Genomic DNA, 23,442 nt, shown 5'->3' on the forward strand with positions numbered 1-23,442 from the left:
TATGGAACGAGGTATAATAAAAATCGAGAACGGCGAGATAATCATTCCCGATACCCCCGTGTGGATGACCGTAGGGGAAATGTCCGACCTGTTCATGGTAAGCGCATACGGGATACGTAAGGCGTTAAGGCAGATTTTCAGAAGCGGAATAATGGATGAGCATGATGCCGTCAGGCCGTTCCCTTATGCGGAGGGCTGCTATGCCGAGGCGTATAATATGGAGGCGGTGGCTGCCGTCGCATTCCGCATCAATGCGGCAGCCTGCCGCAGGTTCCGCGAACTCATGTTGCGGAGGTTTATGGAAAAGAGCCTTGACTTTTATATCTGCATACCGGCAGCGGACTGCAATCATAGAACCGGATATGATGCGGCTCAGGTATGGCAGGAACGGCATAAACTGTCATGAGTGCAATAATTAAAAGCGGAGGGCTTTCAAATCAGAAGGTCCTCCGCTTTTTCATTTCCGGTGTCGCTCATTCCATTTCCCTGAAAGCCGGACGGTAGGCATCATCAAGCATCCTCTCCAGATCACTTTCCCGGTACAGGACCTTGCCGCCAAGCATGATATAGGATATGCGGCCGTCATTGCGGTAGTCCTGCAATGTCCTTCTGCTGATTCTCAGCCTCTGGGATACATCCCTGTCTGTCAGATACCTCTCACCTCTGAGCAGCGGCCTGTGCTCCTCGTGGTGTGATTCCAATTTTTTCAGCATAGCGGCCATTCGTCCGAAAAGGCCGGCTATTCTCTCGTGATCCTTGTCAATCAACTCATTCATAAATAATAGTTTTAGATATCTTTGTTATTTTTTAATCCTGAATTTTCCATTTTCTGATACCGAGACAAACCGTAGGATGTCCTCCTCCTTATAGAAAATCTTGTGATTGATCCTGCTGTACGGAAGCGCACCGCTGTCCCGTAAAGTCTGCAAAGTGCGCGGGCAGATATTGAGCATCAGGCATACATCCTGATTGTCGAGCCATCCGGACATGGACTTCGCCTTTCCATTGCCGTATATGGTCTCAATGCTGTCCATGAACCTTTCCATCCGGTCCAAAAGATCCTCGAAAGTCTTTTTTTCTACATTAACTATCTCCATATTCCAAAATTTTATTGATTCAACACTGTTTCCTGTTCCGGTGACATTCCGGTCCGGCAAAAATATCCTCGGCGGACATCCGTCCGTCCATGCCATAGACACAAGGAAGCGACTGTCTCCTCTTCCGTGCGACACCGGAGCCATACCGCAGGAAAAATCATCCGTGAGTCACCCGTGTGTCCCGTAACGGTCATTCCGTGAATCATGACCTTTGTCCCAGGTAAAAAGGGAAACGATATGGAAATGACATTCAACAAAGAGACTTTCACGGCATTCGCATCGGAAGTCCTCGCGAGACTGGACAGACAGGAGCGCATGATAGCCTCCCTGCACGGAGACTGGAAACCGAAGGACCTTAAGGAAGTGAAACTGCTTGACGGGGAGCGGCTGTTCGACAACCAGGACCTGTGCCTGCTGCTGCAGGTGAGCAAGCGGAGCCTCCAGCGTTACCGCAGTTCCGGTGCGCTCGCATACCACCTGCTCTGGCACAAGACCTATTACAAGGAATCGGATGTGCTGGACTTCATAGCAAGACACATGAAGCATTTCAAGAAAGAGAACATCGGGCAGTTCAAGGCCCGTATCAATGTATCATTCAAATAATAAAATCTTATGGCAAAGAAAACCGACGAAAAGGACATCCTGCTCGTCCGTGACGAGAAGACGGGCGAACTCGGTGTCGTGGGCGGACTCCGGAGCGACGGGTCGCCCAGAACAGTCCCGGCGAAGCCGGAACATTCAAAGGATTTCATGACATTTGACCGTCACGGAGACCTTATTGACAATTTTTTCAAGAATTTTTTCAGACAGTGCAAGGATCCATCCCGTTTCGGCTTCTACCGGATTGCGGCAGACCAGGCGGAGAAACTGCTGGAAGTGATGAAGGAGCTTCTGAAAAATCCAGCCGCCAATGCGGAACTGCTCTCCCCTCACAAGGTGGACACTTCCGGTTATGAGAAAACAGTGACAGAAGAAGAAAAAAATTTAAACGGACAACAGGAAACACAAACAGAAAAAGAAATGGAACAGGACAACAGAAAACCCGAAAACGGACAGGATGCACCGTCCGAGAAGAAAGGCTACCAGCCTATTGACGAAAGCAGAATCGACTGGGAAAAATTCGAGGCGCAGTACGGACTGACCCGTGAGGACCTTGAGAAATCCAAAAGTCTTGACAAGCTGCTCAACTACCGCAAGTCCGAGCCTCTGACCGTGCGTGTGGAGGTGTTGGGCGAAATACAGGAACTCGGCGCAAGGCTGGAACTGAAGAGGATGCCGGACGGCAGCGTGGACTTCGTTCCGGACTTCGTGCGGAAGGAACCGAGGCTTGACGAGCCGCACAAAGGGTACACATTCACCGATGAGGACAGGAAGGCACTCCGTCAAACAGGCAATCTCGGACGTGTGGTGAATCTCGCAGACAAGGATACCGGGGAGTTGGTCCCGTCGTACATCAGCATCGACCGCTTTACTAACAGAATAGAGGATGTGCCGGTGAACAAGGTGCGCATTGCGGACAGAATCGGCAAGACGGAAATCAACGAGAATGAGCGCAACCTGCTCAGAGCCGGCGGCTATGTCCATAAAGAGATAGAGCTGGCCAACGGCCGGAAGTTCCAGACCATCCTGCAGGTCAGTGCGTTGGACAGAAGCGTGGAGTTCGTTCCGAGGACAGCCCGGATATGGCAGGGCGAGCAGCATGGACAGAGGGAAAACCGCAGGAGAAGCGCCTCTCAGGAGAACGGAGGCGAAGTCAGGAAGAACAGCCGCCAGTGGACTGACGAGAACGGCAACATCAAGCCTATCGGTAAATGGAAAGGCGTGGAACTGACTGAACAGCAGAAAGCAGATTATATCTCCGGCAAGACCGTCCGTCTGGAGAATGTCCCGGACAAGCAGGGCAATCCCGCCACAATATACATCAAGTTCAACATGGAGAAAGGCCGCCCGTTCCGGTATGACACCGATCCGGACAAGGGCCAGGTCATAGCCCCGTCCAATGAAAGCCGTACCCAGATAGCCGTGAACAACGAAGGAAAGACCAATGAGGCCACCAAGCATATAAAGGAGCCGCTGCAGCAGGGGCAGACTGCGCCTGTAAATGAGGGACAGCAACGTCAGCAGAGGAGCAAAGGCGTAAGAATATGACAAACCACCACTGAATCCGCAATAAAACAAGAAAGAATATGAAGACAATAATCGCAGAAAAACCGAGTGTCGCCCGTGAAATCGCCCGAATCGTCGGAGCGACAAAACTGGAAGAAGGCTATATGTATGGAGGCGGCTACTATGTCACATGGGCGCTGGGGCATCTGGTGCAGCTTTCATTCCCGGAAGGCTACGGCATCAAAGGTTTCCAGAGGGACAATCTTCCTGTCATCCCCGATGAGTTCCTGCTCGTACCCCGTCAGGTGCGCACAGAGAAAGGCTACAAGACCGACAGCGGCGTGATGAAGCAGATAAGGACCATCACAAAACTGTTCAATGACAGCGACCGTATAATAGTGGCTACCGATGCAGGCCGTGAGGGAGAGCTGATTTTCCGTTACCTTTACCATCATATAGGTTGTGCCGTGCCGTTCGACCGTCTTTGGATCAGTTCGCTTACCGATAAGGCCATCCGCGACGGACTGGACAGTCTGGAGGATGGAACAAAATACGACAATCTATATCTTGCCGCGAAATCCCGCAGTGAGGCCGACTGGCTCGTAGGCATCAACGGTACACAGGCTCTTACGGTGGCCGCAGGGCGCGGCACTTACTCCGTCGGACGGGTGCAGACACCTACACTTGCGATGGTGTGTGCCCGTTTCTGGGAGAACAAGAGGTTTGTCCCGCAGGATGTGTTCCAGACCCATTTCTCCACGCAGGGCAAGGATGCGGACAGCGTAGTGAAATTCTCTTCCGCCGTGAAATGGAATGTAAAAAGCGGAGCTGCCGAAGTTTATAATATATTGAGAGAAACAGGAAGGGCTACAGTCCTTTCCGTGGAACGCAAGGAGACAGTGCAGGATACCCCTCTTTTGTATGACCTGACTGCATTGCAGAAGGATGCCAATGCGAGGTTCGGCTTTACTGCGGAGCAGACCCTTGCCATCGCTCAGAAACTGTATGAGTCGAAACTCATCACCTATCCGAGGACGGGCAGCCGTTACATTCCCGAAGATGTGTTCGCAGGTATTCCGGCGCTGCTGAAAGGATTGAGGAACAATCCGAAGTGGGATACTGTAGCGGGGAGGATGAGACAGCTTTCGAGGCGCAGTGTGGACGATACGAAAGTGACCGACCATCATGCGCTGCTGCCTACCGGAGTCAAGCCGATGCTGTTCGCCAAGGAAGAGACCCTGATTTACGACATGATCATCAGCCGTATGCTGGAGGCATTCTCCGAGAAGTGCATCAAGGATGTGACGACAGTTAAAGCGGAATGTGGCGGTGCGGAGTTCGTGGCGAAGGGTTATGTGGTCAGGCAGCACGGCTGGCGCTCCGTGAGGAACGAGAAGGAGGAGGGCGAGGAGAACGAAGAGAATACCGTCCTGCCGGAATGGAGCGAGGGCGATATCCTTCCTATAATGGGATGTTCTATGACCGAAGGGAAGACAAAACCCAGGCCGTTCCATACGGAAGCGTCCCTGCTCGCCGCAATGGAGACCGCAGGAAAGGAAGTGGAGGATGAGGAAATGAGGCAGGCGATGAAGGACTGCGGCATCGGCACTCCGGCCACCCGTGCGGCCATTATAGAGACACTGCTAAGGCGGGAGTACATCGTGCGCTCCAAGAAAAGCCTCGTTCCGACAGAAAAAGGACTTGCCCTCTATTCCATTGTCAGAGGAATGGACATCGCCAATGTTGAGATGACGGGACAGTGGGAAGCTGCGCTGGCAAAAATCGAACGGGGCGAACTGCCTTCGGAGGCGTTCATGAGGGACATCGAATCCTATACCCGCCGGATTACGACCGATCTGCTGGCGTGCGACAAGATTTTCGGGCACAAGGATTCCGGCATAAGCTGTCCGAAATGCGGCAGCGGCCGCATGCAGTTCTATGGAAAGGTCGTGCGCTGCGACAATACGGACTGCGGACTTCCTGTTTTCCGCCAGATAGCCGGAAAGACCCTTTCCGACACGGAGATGACGGAACTGCTGAGGAACGGGCAGACAGGACTGCTCAACGGTTTCCGGAGCAAGCAGGGCAAGCCGTTCAGTGCGGTTGTCGCCTTTGACAGTGATTTCAATACGGTTTTCGAGTTCCCTGAAGAAAAGAAGAAGCCGGGAAGAAAGGGTAGAAAAAAGAAATAATTGTGTAATTTCGCCACTGATTCGTAAGATAAACTGTTTCCCCCATCAAATGGCAGAAATATGTTTTACTGCGGATTTAGTGGTGGCACCCGGAGGGATACCGGGTGCTTTTTTATATTAAACTCATTATATGAGTTGCATTATTGAAATTATCAATCCGTTCCAACGCAACCGAACTACTTTTAGATTTAGATACGAAATGATGTGATGGATAAGCTGTAATAGCATCTTTTATTTTCTGTTTGCTTGTTCCTAAAGTACAGGCGCAGATAGCTACATCGCAATTATATGACTGTAAATGTAACAGATGATTCCTAACAGAACAAGAACCAATTGCATAATCTCCTTGTGTTACAATTCCAATTCTTTTTCCGGGAATTTCAAGAACATCTAAGCAGTCATCGTTGCTTAAATCTTGAAAAGCATTAGCAACTTGTGCATAACCGGCTTGTAAAAGGAGCGAATAAACGATATTCAATGTTTTTGTTTTTCCACTATTTGAAAAACCCTCTAATGCAATCACTTTCATAATAAAACGACTTTGATAAACGAATACAAAATTAACAATAAATCCACAAAATCCGAGTAAAATGAAACATAACAATCAACCTGCGGTACTGTCCTACTACGGACTGTACCTGCGGCAATATCTTAAAGAAAATCACCCTGACAAACCCGTTGATGCGGATTTCATCGCCTTGCGTGACAAGGAGGCTTCCGATACTTTCGAGCAGGCCCGTCGGGAAGGCCGTCCGGTGGATGGAGCACAGGAACTGGCGATGCAGACTCTCCTGCAGGGGCTTCATTTCTCCGAATACCGTACTCTCGTAGAAGTACTGGAGAACGAGTTTGCAGATACAGTGCCGCCGGAAAAAGTGCATCCGCTTGCGATGGAACTGCTTCCGGAATTCAAGGAAATCTTCTCCGGTTATCCGCTTTCGGACGATTTCGCCCATTCATCCGAATATACCCGGCTTTATACAGAACTGACCGGAGCGGCAGCCATCCATATCGACGAGTATGGCATTTAACCGCAAGGAGAGACTGAGGGGGAACATCGAGGCTATACGGACGGCGTTTGTGCTGGACAGGGAACACAGGGCGGCTACCCTAGAAGAAAGGGAAATTATCAGCCGCTACTGTGGTTTCGGCGGGTTGAAATGCATCCTCAATCCCGCCTCCTCGCTGGCCGATGCCGTGGATTGGGCGAAATCCGACCTCGAACTGTTCCCGATGACAGTGGAACTGCACCGTCTCATACGGGAAAACAGCAGGAATGATGCTGAGTACAAACGGTATATGGACTCTCTGAAATCATCTGTACTTACCGCTTTTTATACCCCTAAGGAAATAACGGATACCATAGTCTCAGTATTGAAAAAGTATAACGTAACCCCGTCAAAGGTACTTGAGCCGTCGGCCGGGATGGGCGTGTTCATATTGTCCGTCAAGGAGCAATCGCCGCATGCCGATGTTATGGCATTTGAAAAGGACCTGCTTACGGGAAAGCTGCTCTCATACCTCTATCCGGATGAGAAGATACGCGTGGAGGGTTTCGAGAAGATAGAGAAGCCTTTCAACGGTTCTTTCGACCTTGCCATATCCAATGTGCCTTTCGGCGAGATTGCGGTCTTTGATCCGGCCTTCGTACTGTCGGACAGCAGAGCCAGGGTTTCCGCCCAGAGGACCATCCATAACTATTTCTTCCTGAAAGGCCTCGATACGGTAAGGGACGGCGGTGTCGTGGCGTTTCTTACCTCCCAGGGTGTGATGAACTCTCCCCGCAATGAGGCGGTACGGCTCGAAATGCTGAAGGAGGCGCATCTTGTCTCCGCCGTCCGTCTGCCTAACGACCTCTTTACCGAGAATGCCAACACGGAAGTGGGCAGCGACCTCATAATACTGCAAAAGGACATCCGCAAGGAGGGCCTGACTGAAGACGAGACGCTTTTTACCAAGACCGGAACACTGCACGGTGTGGCTTTCAACAGCTATTTCATAAAGCACGCGGAGCAGATGGTATATACCAGTGCCGAACTGGATACCGATCCTTACGGCAAACCTGCGATGGTTTACGGACATGAGGGAGGCGTGAACGGCATAGCGGAGCATCTGCGCAGACTTCTCGACCATAATCTGCACGCAAATCTGTCCATGGAGATGTATTCGGGAAGTATCATTGACAAGCGGTTGCCGGATCAGACGGAAACGGTACGGCACGAGCCTGATACGGAGAAAATCAGGATGCCTGAAACACCGGAATCATCTGCCACGGAGGAAGAAAAGCCGGAAATTGAGGCTCCGGTAATGACCTTGTTCGACCTTTTCGGGATAACCGCAGAAGAGCAGCGGGAACGAGCGAAGCCCAAACCTGCCAAGAAAAAACAGACCAAAAACGATGAAAATCCGGCAGGCGAGTCCAAGAAAGCCTCAGTCGCCACGACATCTGACTTGTTCCGTCAAAGCGATACGGACCGGGATGCAACTGCCATACCGCCTGATATGGAGGAAATGACAGAGGAAGAAGCCCGTCAGGAAGCCATATATGCCTCTCTTGACTGGGAGACCAATCCTCCGATTAACGGTTTCTACGAGACAATGATGGCTCTCGGAGTGGAGGGTCGGGCAAGGTTGCGCCAGCGTATCAGGGAGCATAAGGCCATGCATCCGGAACTCTTCCGGCAGCAGGAGACTGCTTCACAGGCACAGACACAAGGACGGCAATCGCAGCAGGATACGGGCGAGCAGCCGGTCTATCCTGTGGAGAATGGCTTTGAGGCGGAGGCAAGAAAACATCTGGAGGAAGTGGAAAGACAGATGCAGGAAGAGGAAGCAGCACTCTCTCCGGAGGAGCTGGAACACAGGCACAAGGAGGAGATGCAGTCCCGCACGTTCACCGGCGTCATGGAGCCGCATCTCAAGGAGGGGTCGCTCGTAAGGGTCGATACCGCCGGAGTGCGCTATCAGATAGGCGTGCTGAAGGATGTCACGCGATATGGTGCCACCTTCCAGCCCCTTGACCTGGATAGTTATCAGAAAGAGAAAGCCGCACTATATATTAAGGTACGGGACTCGTATGAGCGGCTGTATGCCTATGAAGCGGAGCACCGGGAAGAACACAGGCTGCACCGTGAGAATCTGAACACTCATTACGATGAGTTCGTGATGCGCTATGGCAACCTCAATGCAGGACAGAATGCCAAGATGATCCTGATGGATGCCGCAGGACGGGACATCCTCTCGCTGGAGCGTGGAGAAAACGGCCTGTTCGTCAAGGCGGATATCTTCGACCGTCCTGTGTCGTTCTCCGATGTGGAAAATGTCAGTGTGGAGACTCCCGAGGATGCCCTTACCTCTTCTCTCAACAGGTACGGCGGCGTGAATATGGAGTATATGTGCCGGCTTTGCGGGAGCAGTGAAGCGGAAATGACAGAGTCTCTCAAAGGGCGCATCTACTACAACCCTATGGAAGACTGCTACGAGATAAAGGACCGCTTCATTGCCGGAAATGTTGTCGGCAAGGCGGAAAGAGTCGGCCGATGGATGCAGGAGGTCAGGGACAGCGGTATGCCTCATCCGATGCTGGCGGCGGCCGGAGAGTCGCTTGAGGCCCTGCAGAAAGCCGTACCGTCACCCATCCTGTTCGACGAGCTGGATTTCAACTTCGGGGAAAGGTGGATTCCTACGGGCATATACGAAGCGTATATGTCATACCTCTACGATACTGATATCAAAATCGCATATGTGGACAGTGTGGATGAGTTCACCGTCTCGTGCGACCGCAAGAACATGAAGATATACGAGCAGTTTGCCGTCAAGGGATATTACAAGCGGTACGACGGCATGAACCTGCTGAAACATGCCCTGCACAACACCGTGCCGGACATCTACAAGAGTATCGGCAAGGATGACAAGGACAACGACATCAAGGTACGTGACAGCGAGGCCATACAGCTCGCCAACGCCAAGATTGACGAGATCCGCTCCGGCTTTACGGAGTGGCTGGAGGCGCAGTCTCCGGAATTCAAGCAGCGGCTTGCGGATATGTATAACCGCAAGTTCAACTGTTATGTGCGGCCTATGTACGACGGAAGCCACCAGACATTTCCGGACATCGACCTGAAGGCTCTCGGCAAGCGGTACGGGATAAACGAAATCTATCCCAGCCAGAAGGATTGCGTGTGGATGCTCAAGCAGAACGGCGGCGGTATCTGCGACCATGAGGTTGGCACAGGCAAGACACTCATCATGTGTATGGCAGCGCATGAGATGAAACGGCTTGGGCTGGCGCATAAGCCTATGATTATCGGACTGAAAGCAAATGTGGCGGAGATAGCCGAGTGCTACCGCACCGCCTATCCCAACGCCCGCATACTCTATGCCTCCGAAAAGGATTTTGCGGCGGCCAACCGTGTGAAGTTCTTCAACAGCATAAAAAACAACGACTACGACTGCGTGATAATGTCGCACGACCAGTTCGGCAAGATTCCCCAGTCTCCTGAGATGCAGCAGAAAATCCTTCAGGCTGAACTTGATACGGTGGAGGAGAACCTCGAAGTGCTGAAACAGCAGGGCAAGGACATTTCAAGGGCCATGCTTAAGGGGCTGGAGGTGCGCAAGCACAACCTTGCGGCCAAGTTGCAGGGCATTGCCTACGCCATTGAGCACCGCACGGACGATGTGGCGGACTTCGGGCGGATGGGCATTGACCACATCTTCGTGGACGAGAGCCACCAGTTCAAGAATCTGATGTTCAACACACGCCACAGCCGTGTGGCCGGACTGGGCAATCAGGAAGGAAGCCAGAAGGCACTCAATATGCTCTATGCCATACGTACCATACAGGAGCGGACGGGCAAGGATCTGGGTGCGACATTCCTGTCCGGCACTACTATCAGCAACTCCCTGACGGAGCTGTACCTGCTGTTCAAGTACCTTAGACCCAAAGAGCTTGAACGGCAGGACATCCGTTGTTTTGATGCGTGGGCGGCAATCTTCGCCAAGAAAACCACTGATTTCGAGTTCAATGTAACTAACAACATCGTGCAGAAGGAGCGGTTCCGTTACTTTATCAAAGTGCCGGAGCTAGCTATGTTCTACAATGAGATTACCGATTACCGCACGGCGGAGGATGTGGGAGTGGACAGACCGCAGAAAAACGAGATACTGTACAACATACCTCCCACTCCGCAGCAGGAGGAGTTCATCAAGAAACTGATGGAGTTCGCCAAGACCGGAGATGCCACTATTCTCGGTCGGGAGAAACTGTCGGAAAGTGAGGAGAAGGCCAAAATGCTCATCGCCACGGATTACGCCCGTAAAATGGCTCTTGATATGCGTCTGATAAGTCCCGAATACGAAGACCATCCCGACAACAAGGCAAGCCATTGCGCCAAAATGATTGCGGAGTATTACCACAAGTTCGATGAACAGAAAGGCACGCAGTTCGTGTTCTCCGATTTGGGAACATTCCAGCCGGGACAATGGAGCGTGTATAGTGAAATCAAGCGCAAGCTGATAGAGGACTACGGTATTCCGGCGCACGAAATCCGTTTCATTCAGGAATGCAAGTCGGAGAAAGCCCGTAAGTCTGTCATTGCGGCGATGAACGAGGGTTCAGTGCGTGTGCTGTTCGGCTCCACATCCATGCTCGGCACCGGTGTAAATGCCCAGCAGCATGCAATCATGGTGCATCATCTGGATACGCCGTGGAGACCGTCGGACCTTCAGCAGAGGGACGGGCGTGCCGTAAGAAAAGGCAACGAGATAGCCAAGCTGTATGCCGACAACAAGGTGGATGTGATTATCTATGCCGTGGAGAAATCGCTCGACAGCTACAAATTCAATCTGTTGCACTGCAAACAGACATTCATCAACCAGCTCAAGAGCGGAGCGATGGGCGCAAGGACTATCGACGAGGGTGCTATGGACGAGAAGAACGGAATGAACTTCTCCGAATATATGGCTATTCTTTCCGGCAATACTGATCTTTTGGACAAAGCCAAACTGGAGAAGAAGATTGCAGCGTTGGAAGGAGAAAGAAAATCGTTTGCCAAAGCGAGGAACGAGGCCGAGGGCAAACTGAATGAAAAGATAACACAATTCGCCAATAACAGGGTAATCATCGAGAAGATGACGGAGGACTACAACACGCTGCTTTCCCGTGCAGAAACCGACAAGGACGGACATAAAATCAACCGCATCAGGTTGGACGGGCTGGAGAGTACGGACGAAAAGAGAATCGGTACAAGGTTGCAGGAAATAGCCAAGAACGCCACAACAGGAGGGCTATACACCCGTATCGGCGAGGTTTATGGTTTCCCGATATATGTCATCAGCGAGACTGCTTTGAAAGACGGCGTTTCCGCTATCCAAAACCGTTTTGTCGTGGAGGGACATTACAAGTACAGCTACAACAACGGACAGTTGGCCATGGCTGACACGAAAGCGGCTGCCATGAATTTCCTGAACGCTCTGGAGCGCATACCACAAATTGTGCAACAGTACAAGGCGAAGAATGAGACGATAGAGAGAGACTTGCCTGTTCTACAGGAGGTGGCAGGAAAAACATGGCGTAAGGAGGACGAATTGAAATCATTGAAATCAGAACTTGCCGCCCTTGATCGTAAGATAAGGCTGGAGAGTACAATGGGGCAGCAACAGTGCAAATGTAATGTTATTTGTCCACAATATATGGTTAATACAGTAGTAGAAAAAGAAAAATACATATGTAAGTGTGCTATAAAAGGTGGTATGTAGTATATATACTCAGTCCAAAATTATTTTGTCTAATTAGCTAATGACCGGAAAATATTTATGCGTTTTTATGATTGTAGTATTTGCATGTAATCATTCGCATAATCAAAATTATATGTCTATTGTAGCAAAAGTTTAAAAAAAGATATATATTTGCATCAACAATCGTGTTAAACATTAATGTAAAACAAATTTGTGAAATATTTTTAATATGAAAAGTAAGATTCTTTTAACGGGAGCAACAGGCTATATAGGTTATAATATTGCAAAACAGTTGTTACAAACGGGTTATTCTTTACGTTTTTTTGTTAGAAATCCCAAAGATTGTATACTGGGCATGAATGCGGAAATTATCACAGGGGATATTAGATGTTATAGTGATGTTGAAAATGCTGTTAGCGGATGTGATTATGTTATTCATGCGGCAGGGTTATTTACTTTTGATGAGTTGAGAAAGGAGGAAATTTACGATGTTAATGTTAATGGAACAAAAAATATATGTGAGGCAGTAAAAAAGTGTAATATTAAACGGCTTGTATATGGAAAATAAGGGCTTTAATGAAGCGCGGAATTTTCTCAATAGATGGAAAGGCGTTTGAATGGGAAAGTGAGTTCCTAATTGATAGAGAGAATTGTTTGATTTATACGAATGAAATCAATCCTAGGTATCCCCTTAAATGCTTGAACGCAAAATGGGAAATATATAGTATAAATAACGGAGTAAAAATATCACTAAAACATTATTTTGATATAAGAGCTGTGGGAATAATCAAAAGGATATTATATCCTTTAGTGCGAATAATAATAAAGAAAAATTCAACAGAATTGTTAAATAGTATTAAAAAATATGAAAAACGAAATTAAAGATAGAAATACTGAGCAAAACATTCTAGATGCAGCAGAAGCTATATTTCTAGAAAAAGGCTATTCTGGTACTACTACAACAGAAATTGCAAAACGTGCAGGAGTAAATCATGCTATGCTTCATTACTATTATCGCACAAAAGAAAACTTGTTTGAAATTATTTTTGAGAAGCAAGTTAAAAATATAGCAAATTCGTTTTTATCAATAGTAAATGACAACAAAACATTTACAGAATTCGTAGTAGAAGCAATAGAACGACATTTCGATTTTATTAAACAAAATCCTAAAACAATAATATTCATTATATCAGAGATAAATAATAATTCTGTCAGTAAAGAATTATGGAATAAATATTCTCAAACTATTTTTAAGCAAGTTATTATAAATCTGAAAGGTAAGATGGAGAAAGAAATTGCTGCAAAACAGATTCGTGACATAGACCCTGTTGATTTCTTGTTAACGGTCTTATCATTAAATGTATTTGTGTTTATCGCACTTCCATTGTTTAAGAGTGCTAATGTATTTCCGAATAATGAAATAGTGAAATTCTTAGATAGACGTAAGAAAGAAAATATTAGAATTGCGTTGTTAGCATTGAAATTATAAATAATTAGAGGTAATGAGGCAGATAATAAGTATTATTGTAATATTTACTATTTCAGGTGTAGCTGCTGGAGCAAATTCATATACTTTGGAGAGTATACAATCTTTTGCTCGCGCAAATTATCCTGCTATCCGTCAATTCGAACTGATAGACAAGATTGCGGATTTCTCCCTTGCCGATGCCTCTTCCGCATGGGCGCCGCAGATATCCCTGTCCGGACAGGCCACATACCAGAGTGACGTAGTGTCTTTCCCTGATAGCATGACCGATGTGTTCAGTATGCTCGGAGTGGATATTTCCGGGCTTCACAAGGACCAGTACAAGCTGGCGCTGAACATAGAGCAGACGCTGTGGGACGGCGGTTACACAAAGTCCAGGAAAGAGGCGGTCCTGGCGAAAAAAGAGGTATCCTCAAAGTCCCTGGAAGTCGAGTTGTACGCACTGACGGACAAGGTCAACCAGCTGTATTTCGGCATCCTCGTCCTCGATGAGCAGCTCCGTCTCAATGACCTGGCAGCAGGCATACTGGAGGATAACCGCAAAATCATCCGGTCTTATATTGACAACGGTCTGGCCGGACCATCCGACCTGGCCAAAGTAGAGGCAGAGCTCATCGCCAACTCACAGCAGAGGACCCGGATCTGCTGCTCTAGGAAAGCCTATATACAGGTGCTGTCAGTCATGACCGGCAGGGAACTTTCGGAAGAGGATACTTTTGTCAGGCCGAAGCCGGTACTGTACAGCGGTGGTCCGCAGAGCAATAGACCGGAGCTGCAGCTTTACGAAGCGATGGCTGCCTCCATAGAAGCCGGCAGGACAGCGTTAAAATCCACGCTCATGCCCCGGTTCAGCCTGTTTGCCCAGGGTCTGTACGGTTATCCGGGCCTGAACATGTTCGAGGATATGATGGAATACCGGTGGAGGCCGAACTTCTATGTAGGAGTGCGCTTCCAGTGGAATATTTCCGCATTCTACACAAAGAGGAACACAGAACGCAGGCTCGATGCATCCGTACGCCAGGTCGAGCTGCAGAGAGAGACTTTCCTGTACGGCAACCGGCTTGAGCAGGTCCGTCTGAATGCGGACATTGAGCAGATGAGAAAGATTCTCGAGGACGACGACAGGCTTATCAACATCCGGACATCCATCCGGGAGGCCTCTGAGTCCCAGCTGCGGAACGGCACGCTCCTGATCAGCGACCTGCTGAGGGACATCAATGACGAGCACAGGGCCAGAATCGACAAGTCCATCCACGAACTGGAATATTTGAAAAAATTATACGAAATGAGATATACGTTGAACTACTAAAACGGCACGGCAATGAGAAAAATTATAATGACGGCAATATGCGCTCCCTGCTTCCTGATGCTCCTGAATTCCTGCGGACCTTCCGGAATGAGTTCCGATGCCGCCGGCACTTTTGAGGCCGACGAGATAACCGTCTCGTCAGAAGCGACGGGCAAAATAGAATGGCTGGACCTGACCGAGGGACAGCAGCTTCAGGCCGGGCAGGCCGTGGGTCAGATAGATACAGTGCAGCTTTTCCTGCAGAAGCAGCAGCTTGAGGAAAGCATCATGTTCCTGGAAGGCAGTATGCCCGACATAGACAGACAGACTTCCGCAATGAGGAGCCGGCTGAAACAGCAGCTCAGGGAGAAGGACAGGATAGAGCGGCTGCTCGAGGACGATGCCGCCACCCCGAAGGACCTGGAAGACATTCTCTCCGCGATAGAAGTCCTTGAGGGGCAGATAGAGGCGCAGGAGTCGGGCCTCGGCAATACCATTGCATCCCTCGAAGGTCAGCTCGCCTCCGCTCGCAACCGGATACTGCAGATCGAGGATCAGCTGGCCAAATGCAGGATTGCATCCCCTGTGGACGGGACGGTGCTGGCCCGGTATGCCCATGCCGGAGAGCTCGCAGTCAGCGGCAAGCCCCTGTTCAGGGTGGCTGACACCCGTACAATGACCCTCAGGGCGTATTTCTGCCTCTGGCAGCTGAAGGATGTCCGGATAGGACAGAGGGTCAAGGTAATCGCTGACTTCGGAGGGGACAATACGAGGGAGTACGAGGGGACGGTGAGCTGGATTTCGGACAAAAGCGAGTTTTCCCCGAAAAGCATCCAGACCAAGGACGAGCGGGAGAATCTGGTGTATGCGGTAAAAATATCGGTCGGAAATGACGGATATTTGAAAATAGGTATGTACGGAGAGGTAATACTGTAGTTTATGGTAGAGGTGTCAGTAAGAAATGTCCGTCTGAGTTACGGGAAAATCCAGGCCCTGAAGGATGTAAGCCTCGAGGTGGAGGAAGGCTCGCTCTTCGGAATCATAGGCCCAGACGGAGCCGGGAAGACCTCGCTGTTCCGCATAATGACGACATTGATTGTGCCGGATTCCGGCTCGGCTCAAGTGTGCGGATACGATACGGTCAAGGACATGATGGAGATACGCAGGCTGGTCGGATATATGCCCGGGCATTTCTCGCTTTACCAGGATCTGACGGTGGAGGAGAATCTTTCCCTGTTCGCATCGGTTTTCAACACCACTGTTCAGGAGAATTACAGCCTGGTCGAGGACATATACCGGCAGATAGAGCCGTTCAGGAAAAGACGTGCGGGGAAACTCTCAGGGGGAATGAAACAGAAACTGGCCCTGTGCTGCGCCATGATACACAGGCCCCGCGTGCTTTTTCTCGATGAACCTACGACAGGCGTGGACCCCGTCAGCCGCAAGGAGTTCTGGCAGATGCTCTCACGGCTCAAGGCCCAGGGCATGACGATAATAGTGAGCTCTCCCTATATGGATGAGGCATCCCTCTGCGACACCATGTCCCTCATGAAGGACGGCCGCTTCTTCAAGACGGACACGCCCGGGGCCATAACGGAGAAGTTCGGCAAGCATCTGTATGAAATAAAGGCGGTCGGAAGCACCGTGAAGGCCCTTGACGGCCTTGCGGCAATCGACGGAGTGCAGGCCTGCTACCCCTTCGGTGACAGGCTGCACATAGTCTCTCCGTCCCTGAGTCTCGCCGAGCTGTCGGAGAGAGCTGCCTCAGCCGGATACGACATTTCCACCTTAGCCGAATGCACGCCCACCGTGGAAGACTGTTTTATGGATTTTGACAACAATGATTATGAGTGAGATGGCCATACATGCCGAGTCGCTGACAAAGCGGTTCGGAAACTTCACTGCCGTAGACAATATCTCGTTTTCGGTGGAGAAAGGAGAGATCTTCGGATTTCTCGGAGCCAACGGTGCGGGCAAGACTACGGCCATGAGGATGCTCTGCGGGCTCAGCCGCCCTACGTCCGGGAAAGCGGTTGTGGCCGGAATTGATGTCGTGAAGGACCCTGAGAAAATAAAAAGGCGCATAGGATACATGAGTCAGAGATTCTCCCTTTACGATGACCTGACCGTTTCCGAAAACATGACCCTCTTTGCCGGCATATACGGGATGAGGGAGAAGGATATTGCGGACAAAAGAGCTGCGGTGCTGACAAGGTTGGGACTGTATGACGAGCGGGATATGCTTGTAGGTTCCCTGCCGCTGGGCTGGAAACAGAAACTGGCCTTCTCCGTATCCATCTTCCACGAACCGGCGATAGTCTTTTTGGATGAGCCGACGGGAGGAGTCGACCCTGTTACCCGAAGACAGTTCTGGAGGCAGATTTACGAGGCCTCGGAGCGCGGCATAACCGTGTTCGTGACCACCCATTATATGGATGAGGCCGAATATTGCCACAGAGTCTCGATAATGGTCGACGGACGTATTGCGGCGATGGGCACCCCTTCGGAACTAAAGGCCTCACTCGGCGCCGGGACGATGGACGATGTGTTTTATATGCTGGCAAGAAATGCGGAACGTATAGGATAGACAGCCATGAGACAGCTTAAGGCATTTGTTAAAAAGGAATTTCTTCACGTGTTTAGGGACAGCAGGACGATGTTGATATTGCTCGGAATACCGACTGTCCAAATTATATTGTTCGGATTTGCGATTTCAACAGAAATACGCAATATGGATCTTGCGGTAGTATCTGTACAACAGGATGAGGTGATAAGAAGACTGACGGAAAGAATAGATGCGAGTGAATATTTCACAGTACGCAAGATACTCCACAGTTCAGATAATATAGAGAAATATTTCAGGGACGGAAGTATAAGTCTGGCAATGGTATTCTCTCCCGGTTTTGCCGATGAGGTATTCTCCCCGGAAGGAAGTGTTGTCCAATTGATAACCGATGGGTCCAATACCAATACTGCCAGAGCGGCAGCAGCATATGCTTCAGGAATAATAACCATGGAACTTTCCTCTGGCGCAACAGCCGGACAAGCAGGGATACAACCGAATATCAAAATGCTGTTTAATCCTCAAATGCGCAGCTCGTACAGTTTTGTTCCCGGAGTCATGGGGCTGATTATCATTCTCATCTGCGCCATGATGACCTCCATCTCTATCGTAAGGGAGAAAGAATCCGGTACAATGGAAATTCTCCTTGTTTCTCCAATGAGGCCTTTAGTCATTATTATTTCTAAAATGATCCCTTACATGGTATTATCCATAGTCAACTACCTGACCATATTGCTGTTGTCAATAACATTGCTGGATGTCCCGATGACCGGGAGTTTCTGGAGTCTCACTCTGCTGTCTCTTATTTACATAATTGTTTCCCTTGCCCTCGGCCTGTTGATTTCTACAAAAGCAAGAACTCAGCTCGCCGCAATGCTAGGCTCCGGTATGGTGCTGATGATTCCAGTGATATTCCTTTCCGGTCTCCTATTTCCCATTGAGAGTATGCCGAGAATATTTCAAATAGTTTCTTATATCATTCCGGCTAGTTGGTACATTGAGGGTGTAAGGAAATTGATGATAGAGGGCCTTTCTATGAGCATGGTCGCAAAAGAGTTTATCATACTGTCTGTAATGGCGGTCTTTTTACTGGCAATAAGTATTAAAAACTTCAAACTCAGACTGAAATGATGATAAAGTTTCTAATAATAAAAGAATTCAAACAGTTCTTCCGCAATCCGTTTTTGCCTAAACTGATTGTTATATTCCCTATAATGATTATGCTGGTAATACCGTGGATAATGACTATGGATATAAAGAACATACGTTTGGCTGTAGTGGATACTGATGGAAGCAGTATGTCAGGTAAGTTCATACAGAAAATAGATGCATCCGGCTATTTCATTCTTAGGGATGTAAGCGCAAATTACAATGAGAGCATGGAGCAGCTTATGCTGAATAAAGTAGATGCAATAATAGAAATACCGGACTACTTTGAGGAACAGCTTATAATGACTGGACAATCTCCTATGCAGATATCTATTAATGCTGTGAACCAGATAAAAGGAACACTCGGCTCAGGATATATCAATGCTGTATGCGGGGACTTTTACACCGAGAATTTATCTTATCTGTATAAGGATAACCCTGAGAGAATACCGAAAGTGAGTATAAGTGTGCTTAACAAGTTCAACCCGTATATGGACTATAAGAACTTCATGATTCCTGCCTACATGGTCATCGTTATTATTCTTCTCGGAGGCTTTCTCCCGGCCTTGAACATCGTAGGTGAAAAGGAGAAAGGGACCATTGAGCAGATAAACATCACGCCTGTCCGCAAGACATCATTTATTTTCGCAAAGCTGATTCCATATTGGGTTATGGGACTCATAGTGTTGTCCATCTGCATGCTGCTGGCTTGGGCTGTATATGGGTTGTCGCCGCATGGTGGCATTTGGACTGTCTATCTGTTTTCCCTCCTTTTCATATTCGCTCTTTCCGGATTCGGGCTGGTTGTTTCCAACTACTCCGACACCATGCAGCAGGCCATGTTCGTCATGTTCTTCTTCATATTGGTTTTCATGCTGATGAGCGGACTGCTCACTCCTATATCCTCCATGCCTGAATGGGCACAGGTTATCACCTGGCTGAACCCTCCGAGATACTTCATTGAGATGATGAGAGGGGTCTATCTGCAGGGATGCTCTTTAGCAGACCTCAGCCACCAGCTTCTGGCATTGCTGGGCTTTGACGTTTTCTTCGGCACTTGGGCCGTCATGAGCTACAGGAAGACATATTGAGGATAAATTGGGACAAAATGTATATGTCTTTACGACAGAAAATATTATTTTCCTATATTATACTTATTATGCTTATTGGCAGCATGACTGCCATATTACTCTTTGACCGTGCCCGGATAAGGGAAATCGAGGAAGAGAGTGCGGAGATACGGTCTGTTCGCCGGGACATCAACACCGTACACCGCCGCATCACAGAGCTTGCAACCCTCGGAGAGTCGGTCATGGCATGGGACACTACGGAGTACCATCTGTATCACGAGAAACGTATGTCAGTCGATACCCTGTTAGCAGACCTGAAACAAAACTGTACCGGATTTGTCCTGCCAGAACAGGTGGACACCCTGCGGATGCTGCTCTCCGACAAAGAACATCACCTGTACCGCATCATGAAAGCATTCCACTGTCAGGAAATAGCCGACAGCCTTATAGCGGAGCAGTTGCCGAAAGTAACATCACAGGCCACCCGTACCAGAACGGTCATCCGGAAGAAGAAAGGCATAGCCGGATGGTTCGGCAAAAAGGACACGGTGACAATTCCAGTTCCCGCCGCACCCCTTCATTCCCTGAACGAGCGGCTCATATCCCTGCAGGAGAAGCGTATCCGCGATCTTGACACCTATACCGACAGCCTCCGCTTCTACAACCGCGAACTGAACATCAGGCTGTACTCGTTCATAGCCATGCTGGACAGACAGGCACAGACCGCTTTCCAGTACCGGGAGCAGAAGATTGCCGAGGCGCAAAGGCATTCCTTTCGCCTCATAGCCGGACTCGTAGGTGCTGCCATCGTCCTGCTCATCGTCTCGCACATCAAAATCATGCGTGATATCCAATGCAGGGAACGGGACAGTAAACAGAAAGAGGAACTGATAAGCAAACTCCGGAAAATCAACGGCAAGAACGAAGAACTTATAAAATCCCGCCGGAAAATCATACAGACCATAACGCATGAACTGCGCTCACCATTGGCGGCCATAAGCGGCAACGCGGAACTGCTTACACAAGACATCGCCGATACAGAGAGACAACGGCATACGGAGGCCATACTGCTGTCCTCAGACCGCATGACAGCACTGCTCAACAACCTGCTCAATTTTTTCCGTCTTGACAGCGGGAAGGAGACCGTCAGTCCCAGACCTTTCCGCCTGGCCGGTATCGTTGAAACCCTTGATGCCGAATTCAGACCACAGGCAGAGGCTAAAGGGCTTGCATTCGTGTCGGAGAACTGTATTGACGAAGTGGTCTTGGGTGATAAAGACATGGTATTGCGCATAGGAAGCAACCTGCTCTCCAATGCTGTGAAATTTACAGAAAGAGGCATGGTGTCCATAAGAGCGTCATTCGACCACGGAATATATACGATGGAAGTGGAAGATACCGGCAGCGGAATAGATAAACGGCATCAGAAAATAATCTATAGACCATTTGAAAGACTTTCAAATGCAGCTACGCAGGACGGATTCGGCCTCGGCCTGTCCATAGTACGCAATCTTGTAAGGCTGATGAACGGAAAAATCTTTTTGGACAGCGAATCCGGAGAAGGTTGTACCTTTACTATAAAACTGCCTCTTGATACGGCCGGCAGTATCAGTGAGAACTTGGATAACAGAACCGTGTCATGCGGGAATATCACCGTACTGCTCCTTGATAACGATGAGGTGATCCTGGCGATGACAAAAGAAATGCTTGTCAGGCAGAAAATACACTGCGATATATGCCGTAATGTCCGTGAGCTGCTGGACTGTATGCGTACACGTGACTATGACCTGCTGATTACTGACCTGAAAATGCCGGACATCAACGGTTATGAAATTCTTGAATTGCTGCGCACCTCAAACATCGGGAATTCCAGGGAAATCCCGGTAATAGCCTGCACCGCAATGGACAACAGTTCGGAAGCGGAACTGCTTGCCGCGGGCTTCAGCGCCTGCCTGTTCAAGCCGTTTTCCGGTGACGAGGCGGCACGCATCATTTCATCCTGTATCGGCAACACCCGTCCCGCTCATGACAGTATAGATCTGACACCGCTGATTGCCTATGGAAACAAAGAAGAGACTCTGGACAGGCTTGCATCAGAGACAGTGAAGGAAATGGATAAAATATGGCAGGCCTGCAGGAAGATGGATATTGCCGGATTGGATACCATGATACACCATCTGCGCAGTTCATGGATGCTGCTCAAGGCGGCCCGTCCTCTTCAAGACCTCTACGATACAGTACACTCTCCGGAGATGGACGGAACGGAACTGAAAGAAAAGGTGCAGGCTGTGCTGGATACAGGAGAAATGATTGTCATGCAGGCTCAAAAGAAGAAGGAGGAGCTATGGGAAAAGTGATTATAATAGAGGACAACCCGGTCTATTGCGACTATGTGGGCAACCTTCTCGCCAAGTCCGGAGTACCTTCGAAGAAATATTACAGTCTTCAGGCGGCGAGGAAGGCATTACTTAATGTGGAACCGGATGACATTATCCTTTCAGACCTGCGTTTTCCCGACGGAGACGGCATAGAACTGTTGCGACATCTCCGTGATTCAGGACACCGTAATCCGTTCTTCATAATGACTGACTACGATGAAGTTCCTACCGCTGTCCGCTCAATGAAATCAGGAGCCACTGATTATGTCAGCAAACGCATGCTGGAGGACGAGCTGCTGCCGGTGCTGCATAATCTATGGAGACAGCAGGAACAGAAAATCCAGAAACAGGACCGGATATACGAAAGGGAAAGCGAGGCTTTCCGTAATATACACCACAGGGTCAGACTTGTGGCACCAACCGACATGAGTGTCCTGATACTTGGCGAGAACGGTACCGGCAAAGATCATATCGCAAGGAAAATACATGAGCAGAGCACCCGTTCGGACAAGCCCTATGTCGCTCTGGATTGCAGCATGCCTACTCCTTCTCTTGCGGCATCCATACTGTTCGGGCACGAGAAAGGTGCATTTACAGGAGCGGACGGGAGCAAGTCAGGATATTTCATGGAAGCAGACGGCGGAACTTTGTTCCTTGATGAAGTCGGCAATCTCCCGTTGGAAGTGCAGCAGATGCTGTTGAGGGCTATTCAGAACAGGACTTACCGCCCGTTAGGAGGTAATCGGGACATAACGGCAGATGTACGGATTGTCGCCGCCACCAACGAGAATCTGGAGACGGCGATAGAGGAGAAACGCTTCCGCAGGGATCTGTATTACCGCCTGAGAGAATTCGTTATAGAAGTACCTCCGCTGAGGGAATGCCGGGAGGACATATTGCCTCTGGCCGACTATTTTCTCGGACGGATGAACGAATCCTTGAAGAAGTCTGTCAAAGGATTCGATGCCGGTGCAAGGAAAATGTTGCTTGACTACCGCTGGCCCGGTAATGTTCGGGAATTGAAGCAGGTGGTACAGACGGCCGTGCTGATGGCAAGTGAGGGGCAGGTCACTTCGGAAACTCTGGAACTGAAAATTGACAATACGGCAGCGGATACGGAACTTGCATTGACGGATGAGAACATGCAGAGAGAACGGATAATCAAGGCCCTGAGACAGGCCGGAGGGAACAAGAGACAGGCGGCAAGGCTGCTCGGTATCAGTCCTCCGACACTGTATAAGAAGATGGAACAGTACAATATACTTTAGAAAAGAATCCGAAGTTGGAGATATTCCGCATAAAAGGAGTATCTTTGTGTCAGGCAGCAGGAGGATATATTCTTCCTGACGTCATTTGATACAGACGGACAAGGCGG

At 49.4% G+C, this 23,442-nt stretch carries 19 protein-coding genes and 1 pseudogene; 17 read left to right on the forward strand and 3 right to left on the reverse strand.

Going from position 1 to position 23,442, the window contains the following annotated elements; genetic code table 11:
- The first annotated feature begins 1 nt into the window (after position 1).
- A complete protein-coding gene (locus tag B5F83_RS01940; RefSeq protein WP_087275408.1) occupies positions 2–406 on the forward strand; it encodes a hypothetical protein in 405 nt (134 codons plus the stop codon).
- A gap of 67 nt (positions 407–473) precedes the next feature.
- On the opposite strand, the gene B5F83_RS01945 is transcribed toward B5F83_RS01940, so the two are convergent.
- Complete coding sequence (locus B5F83_RS01945) at positions 474–776, reverse strand: helix-turn-helix domain-containing protein (RefSeq protein ID WP_087275411.1); 303 nt, start codon at positions 774–776, stop codon at positions 474–476.
- 24 nt (positions 777–800) lie between these two features.
- Positions 801–1,097 (reverse strand): helix-turn-helix domain-containing protein, encoded by a 297-nt coding sequence (locus B5F83_RS01950; protein ID WP_087275546.1) that lies wholly within the window; start codon positions 1,095–1,097, stop codon positions 801–803.
- 237 nt (positions 1,098–1,334) lie between these two features.
- On the opposite strand from B5F83_RS01950, the gene B5F83_RS01955 reads away from it, so the two are divergent.
- Genes B5F83_RS01955 through B5F83_RS01965 form a run of 3 tightly spaced genes read left to right on the forward strand, consistent with a single transcriptional unit; the run spans position 1,335 to position 5,395 of the window.
- Complete coding sequence (locus B5F83_RS01955) at positions 1,335–1,700, forward strand: helix-turn-helix domain-containing protein (RefSeq protein ID WP_087275412.1); 366 nt, start codon at positions 1,335–1,337, stop codon at positions 1,698–1,700.
- Positions 1,701–1,709: 9 nt separating this feature from the next.
- On the forward strand, positions 1,710–3,245 hold the full coding sequence (locus tag B5F83_RS01960) for a DUF4099 domain-containing protein (RefSeq protein ID WP_087275414.1): 1,536 nt from the start codon (positions 1,710–1,712) through the stop codon (positions 3,243–3,245).
- A gap of 38 nt (positions 3,246–3,283) precedes the next feature.
- A complete protein-coding gene (locus B5F83_RS01965; protein WP_087275416.1) occupies positions 3,284–5,395 on the forward strand; it encodes a type IA DNA topoisomerase in 2,112 nt (703 codons plus the stop codon).
- A gap of 112 nt (positions 5,396–5,507) precedes the next feature.
- Here B5F83_RS01965 and B5F83_RS01970 read toward each other — a convergent pair whose 3' ends face one another.
- Positions 5,508–5,924: a hypothetical protein gene (locus B5F83_RS01970; protein WP_087275418.1), complete on the reverse strand. Its 417-nt coding sequence runs from the start codon at positions 5,922–5,924 to the stop codon at positions 5,508–5,510.
- Positions 5,925–5,985: 61 nt separating this feature from the next.
- On the opposite strand from B5F83_RS01970, the gene B5F83_RS01975 reads away from it, so the two are divergent.
- The 13 genes and pseudogenes from B5F83_RS01975 to B5F83_RS02035 all read left to right on the forward strand — a co-directional run bounded on the left by B5F83_RS01975 (position 5,986) and on the right by B5F83_RS02035 (position 23,335).
- Complete coding sequence (locus tag B5F83_RS01975) at positions 5,986–6,426, forward strand: DUF1896 domain-containing protein (RefSeq protein ID WP_087275420.1); 441 nt, start codon at positions 5,986–5,988, stop codon at positions 6,424–6,426.
- Complete coding sequence (locus tag B5F83_RS01980; RefSeq protein WP_087275422.1) at positions 6,416–12,154, forward strand: N-6 DNA methylase; 5,739 nt, start codon at positions 6,416–6,418, stop codon at positions 12,152–12,154. Before B5F83_RS01975 ends, B5F83_RS01980 begins: the two co-directional genes overlap by 11 nt.
- 208 nt (positions 12,155–12,362) lie before the next feature.
- Positions 12,363–12,701 carry an SDR family NAD(P)-dependent oxidoreductase gene (locus B5F83_RS01985; RefSeq protein WP_087275424.1) on the forward strand — a complete coding sequence of 113 codons (339 nt, stop codon included), beginning with the start codon at positions 12,363–12,365 and terminating at the stop codon, positions 12,699–12,701.
- A gap of 8 nt (positions 12,702–12,709) precedes the next feature.
- A complete protein-coding gene (locus B5F83_RS01990; protein ID WP_087275425.1) occupies positions 12,710–13,015 on the forward strand; it encodes a hypothetical protein in 306 nt (101 codons plus the stop codon).
- Positions 12,999–13,622 carry a TetR/AcrR family transcriptional regulator gene (locus tag B5F83_RS01995; protein WP_087275427.1) on the forward strand — a complete coding sequence of 208 codons (624 nt, stop codon included), beginning with the start codon at positions 12,999–13,001 and terminating at the stop codon, positions 13,620–13,622. The genes B5F83_RS01990 and B5F83_RS01995 overlap by 17 nt, the downstream gene beginning before the upstream one ends.
- 85 nt (positions 13,623–13,707) lie before the next feature.
- Positions 13,708–14,928 (forward strand): TolC family protein, encoded by a 1,221-nt coding sequence (locus B5F83_RS02000; protein WP_158094126.1) that lies wholly within the window; start codon positions 13,708–13,710, stop codon positions 14,926–14,928.
- Between the two features lie 12 nt (positions 14,929–14,940).
- Positions 14,941–15,843, forward strand: a complete 903-nt coding sequence (locus B5F83_RS02005) for an HlyD family efflux transporter periplasmic adaptor subunit (protein ID WP_239383800.1) — start codon at positions 14,941–14,943, stop codon at positions 15,841–15,843.
- Positions 15,844–15,846: 3 nt separating this feature from the next.
- The gene (locus tag B5F83_RS02010; RefSeq protein WP_087275430.1) at positions 15,847–16,761 is read left to right on the forward strand and encodes an ABC transporter ATP-binding protein; all 915 of its coding nucleotides are present in this window, start codon (positions 15,847–15,849) and stop codon (positions 16,759–16,761) included.
- Positions 16,757–17,494 (forward strand): annotated as a pseudogene (locus tag B5F83_RS02015) (ABC transporter ATP-binding protein); the annotation flags it as partial. The gene B5F83_RS02010 and the pseudogene B5F83_RS02015, both read left to right, overlap by 5 nt.
- Positions 17,495–17,500: 6 nt before the next feature.
- Complete coding sequence (locus B5F83_RS02020; protein WP_087275434.1) at positions 17,501–18,601, forward strand: ABC transporter permease; 1,101 nt, start codon at positions 17,501–17,503, stop codon at positions 18,599–18,601.
- Entirely contained in the window at positions 18,601–19,710 is a 1,110-nt protein-coding gene (locus tag B5F83_RS02025; protein ID WP_087275550.1) for an ABC transporter permease, read from the forward strand. The genes B5F83_RS02020 and B5F83_RS02025 overlap by 1 nt, the downstream gene beginning before the upstream one ends.
- Before the next feature lie 83 nt (positions 19,711–19,793).
- Positions 19,794–22,046, forward strand: coding sequence for a hybrid sensor histidine kinase/response regulator (locus B5F83_RS02030; RefSeq protein WP_239383801.1), 2,253 nt, complete (start codon positions 19,794–19,796; stop codon positions 22,044–22,046).
- Positions 22,034–23,335, forward strand: a complete 1,302-nt coding sequence (locus tag B5F83_RS02035) for a sigma-54 dependent transcriptional regulator (RefSeq protein WP_087275435.1) — start codon at positions 22,034–22,036, stop codon at positions 23,333–23,335. The genes B5F83_RS02030 and B5F83_RS02035 overlap by 13 nt, the downstream gene beginning before the upstream one ends.
- The last annotated feature ends 107 nt before the right edge of the window (positions 23,336–23,442 follow it).

The sequence above is a fragment of the Muribaculum sp. An289 genome (assembly GCF_002159555.1).
Classification (GTDB): Bacteria; Bacteroidota; Bacteroidia; order Bacteroidales; family UBA932; genus Merdivivens; species Merdivivens faecigallinarum.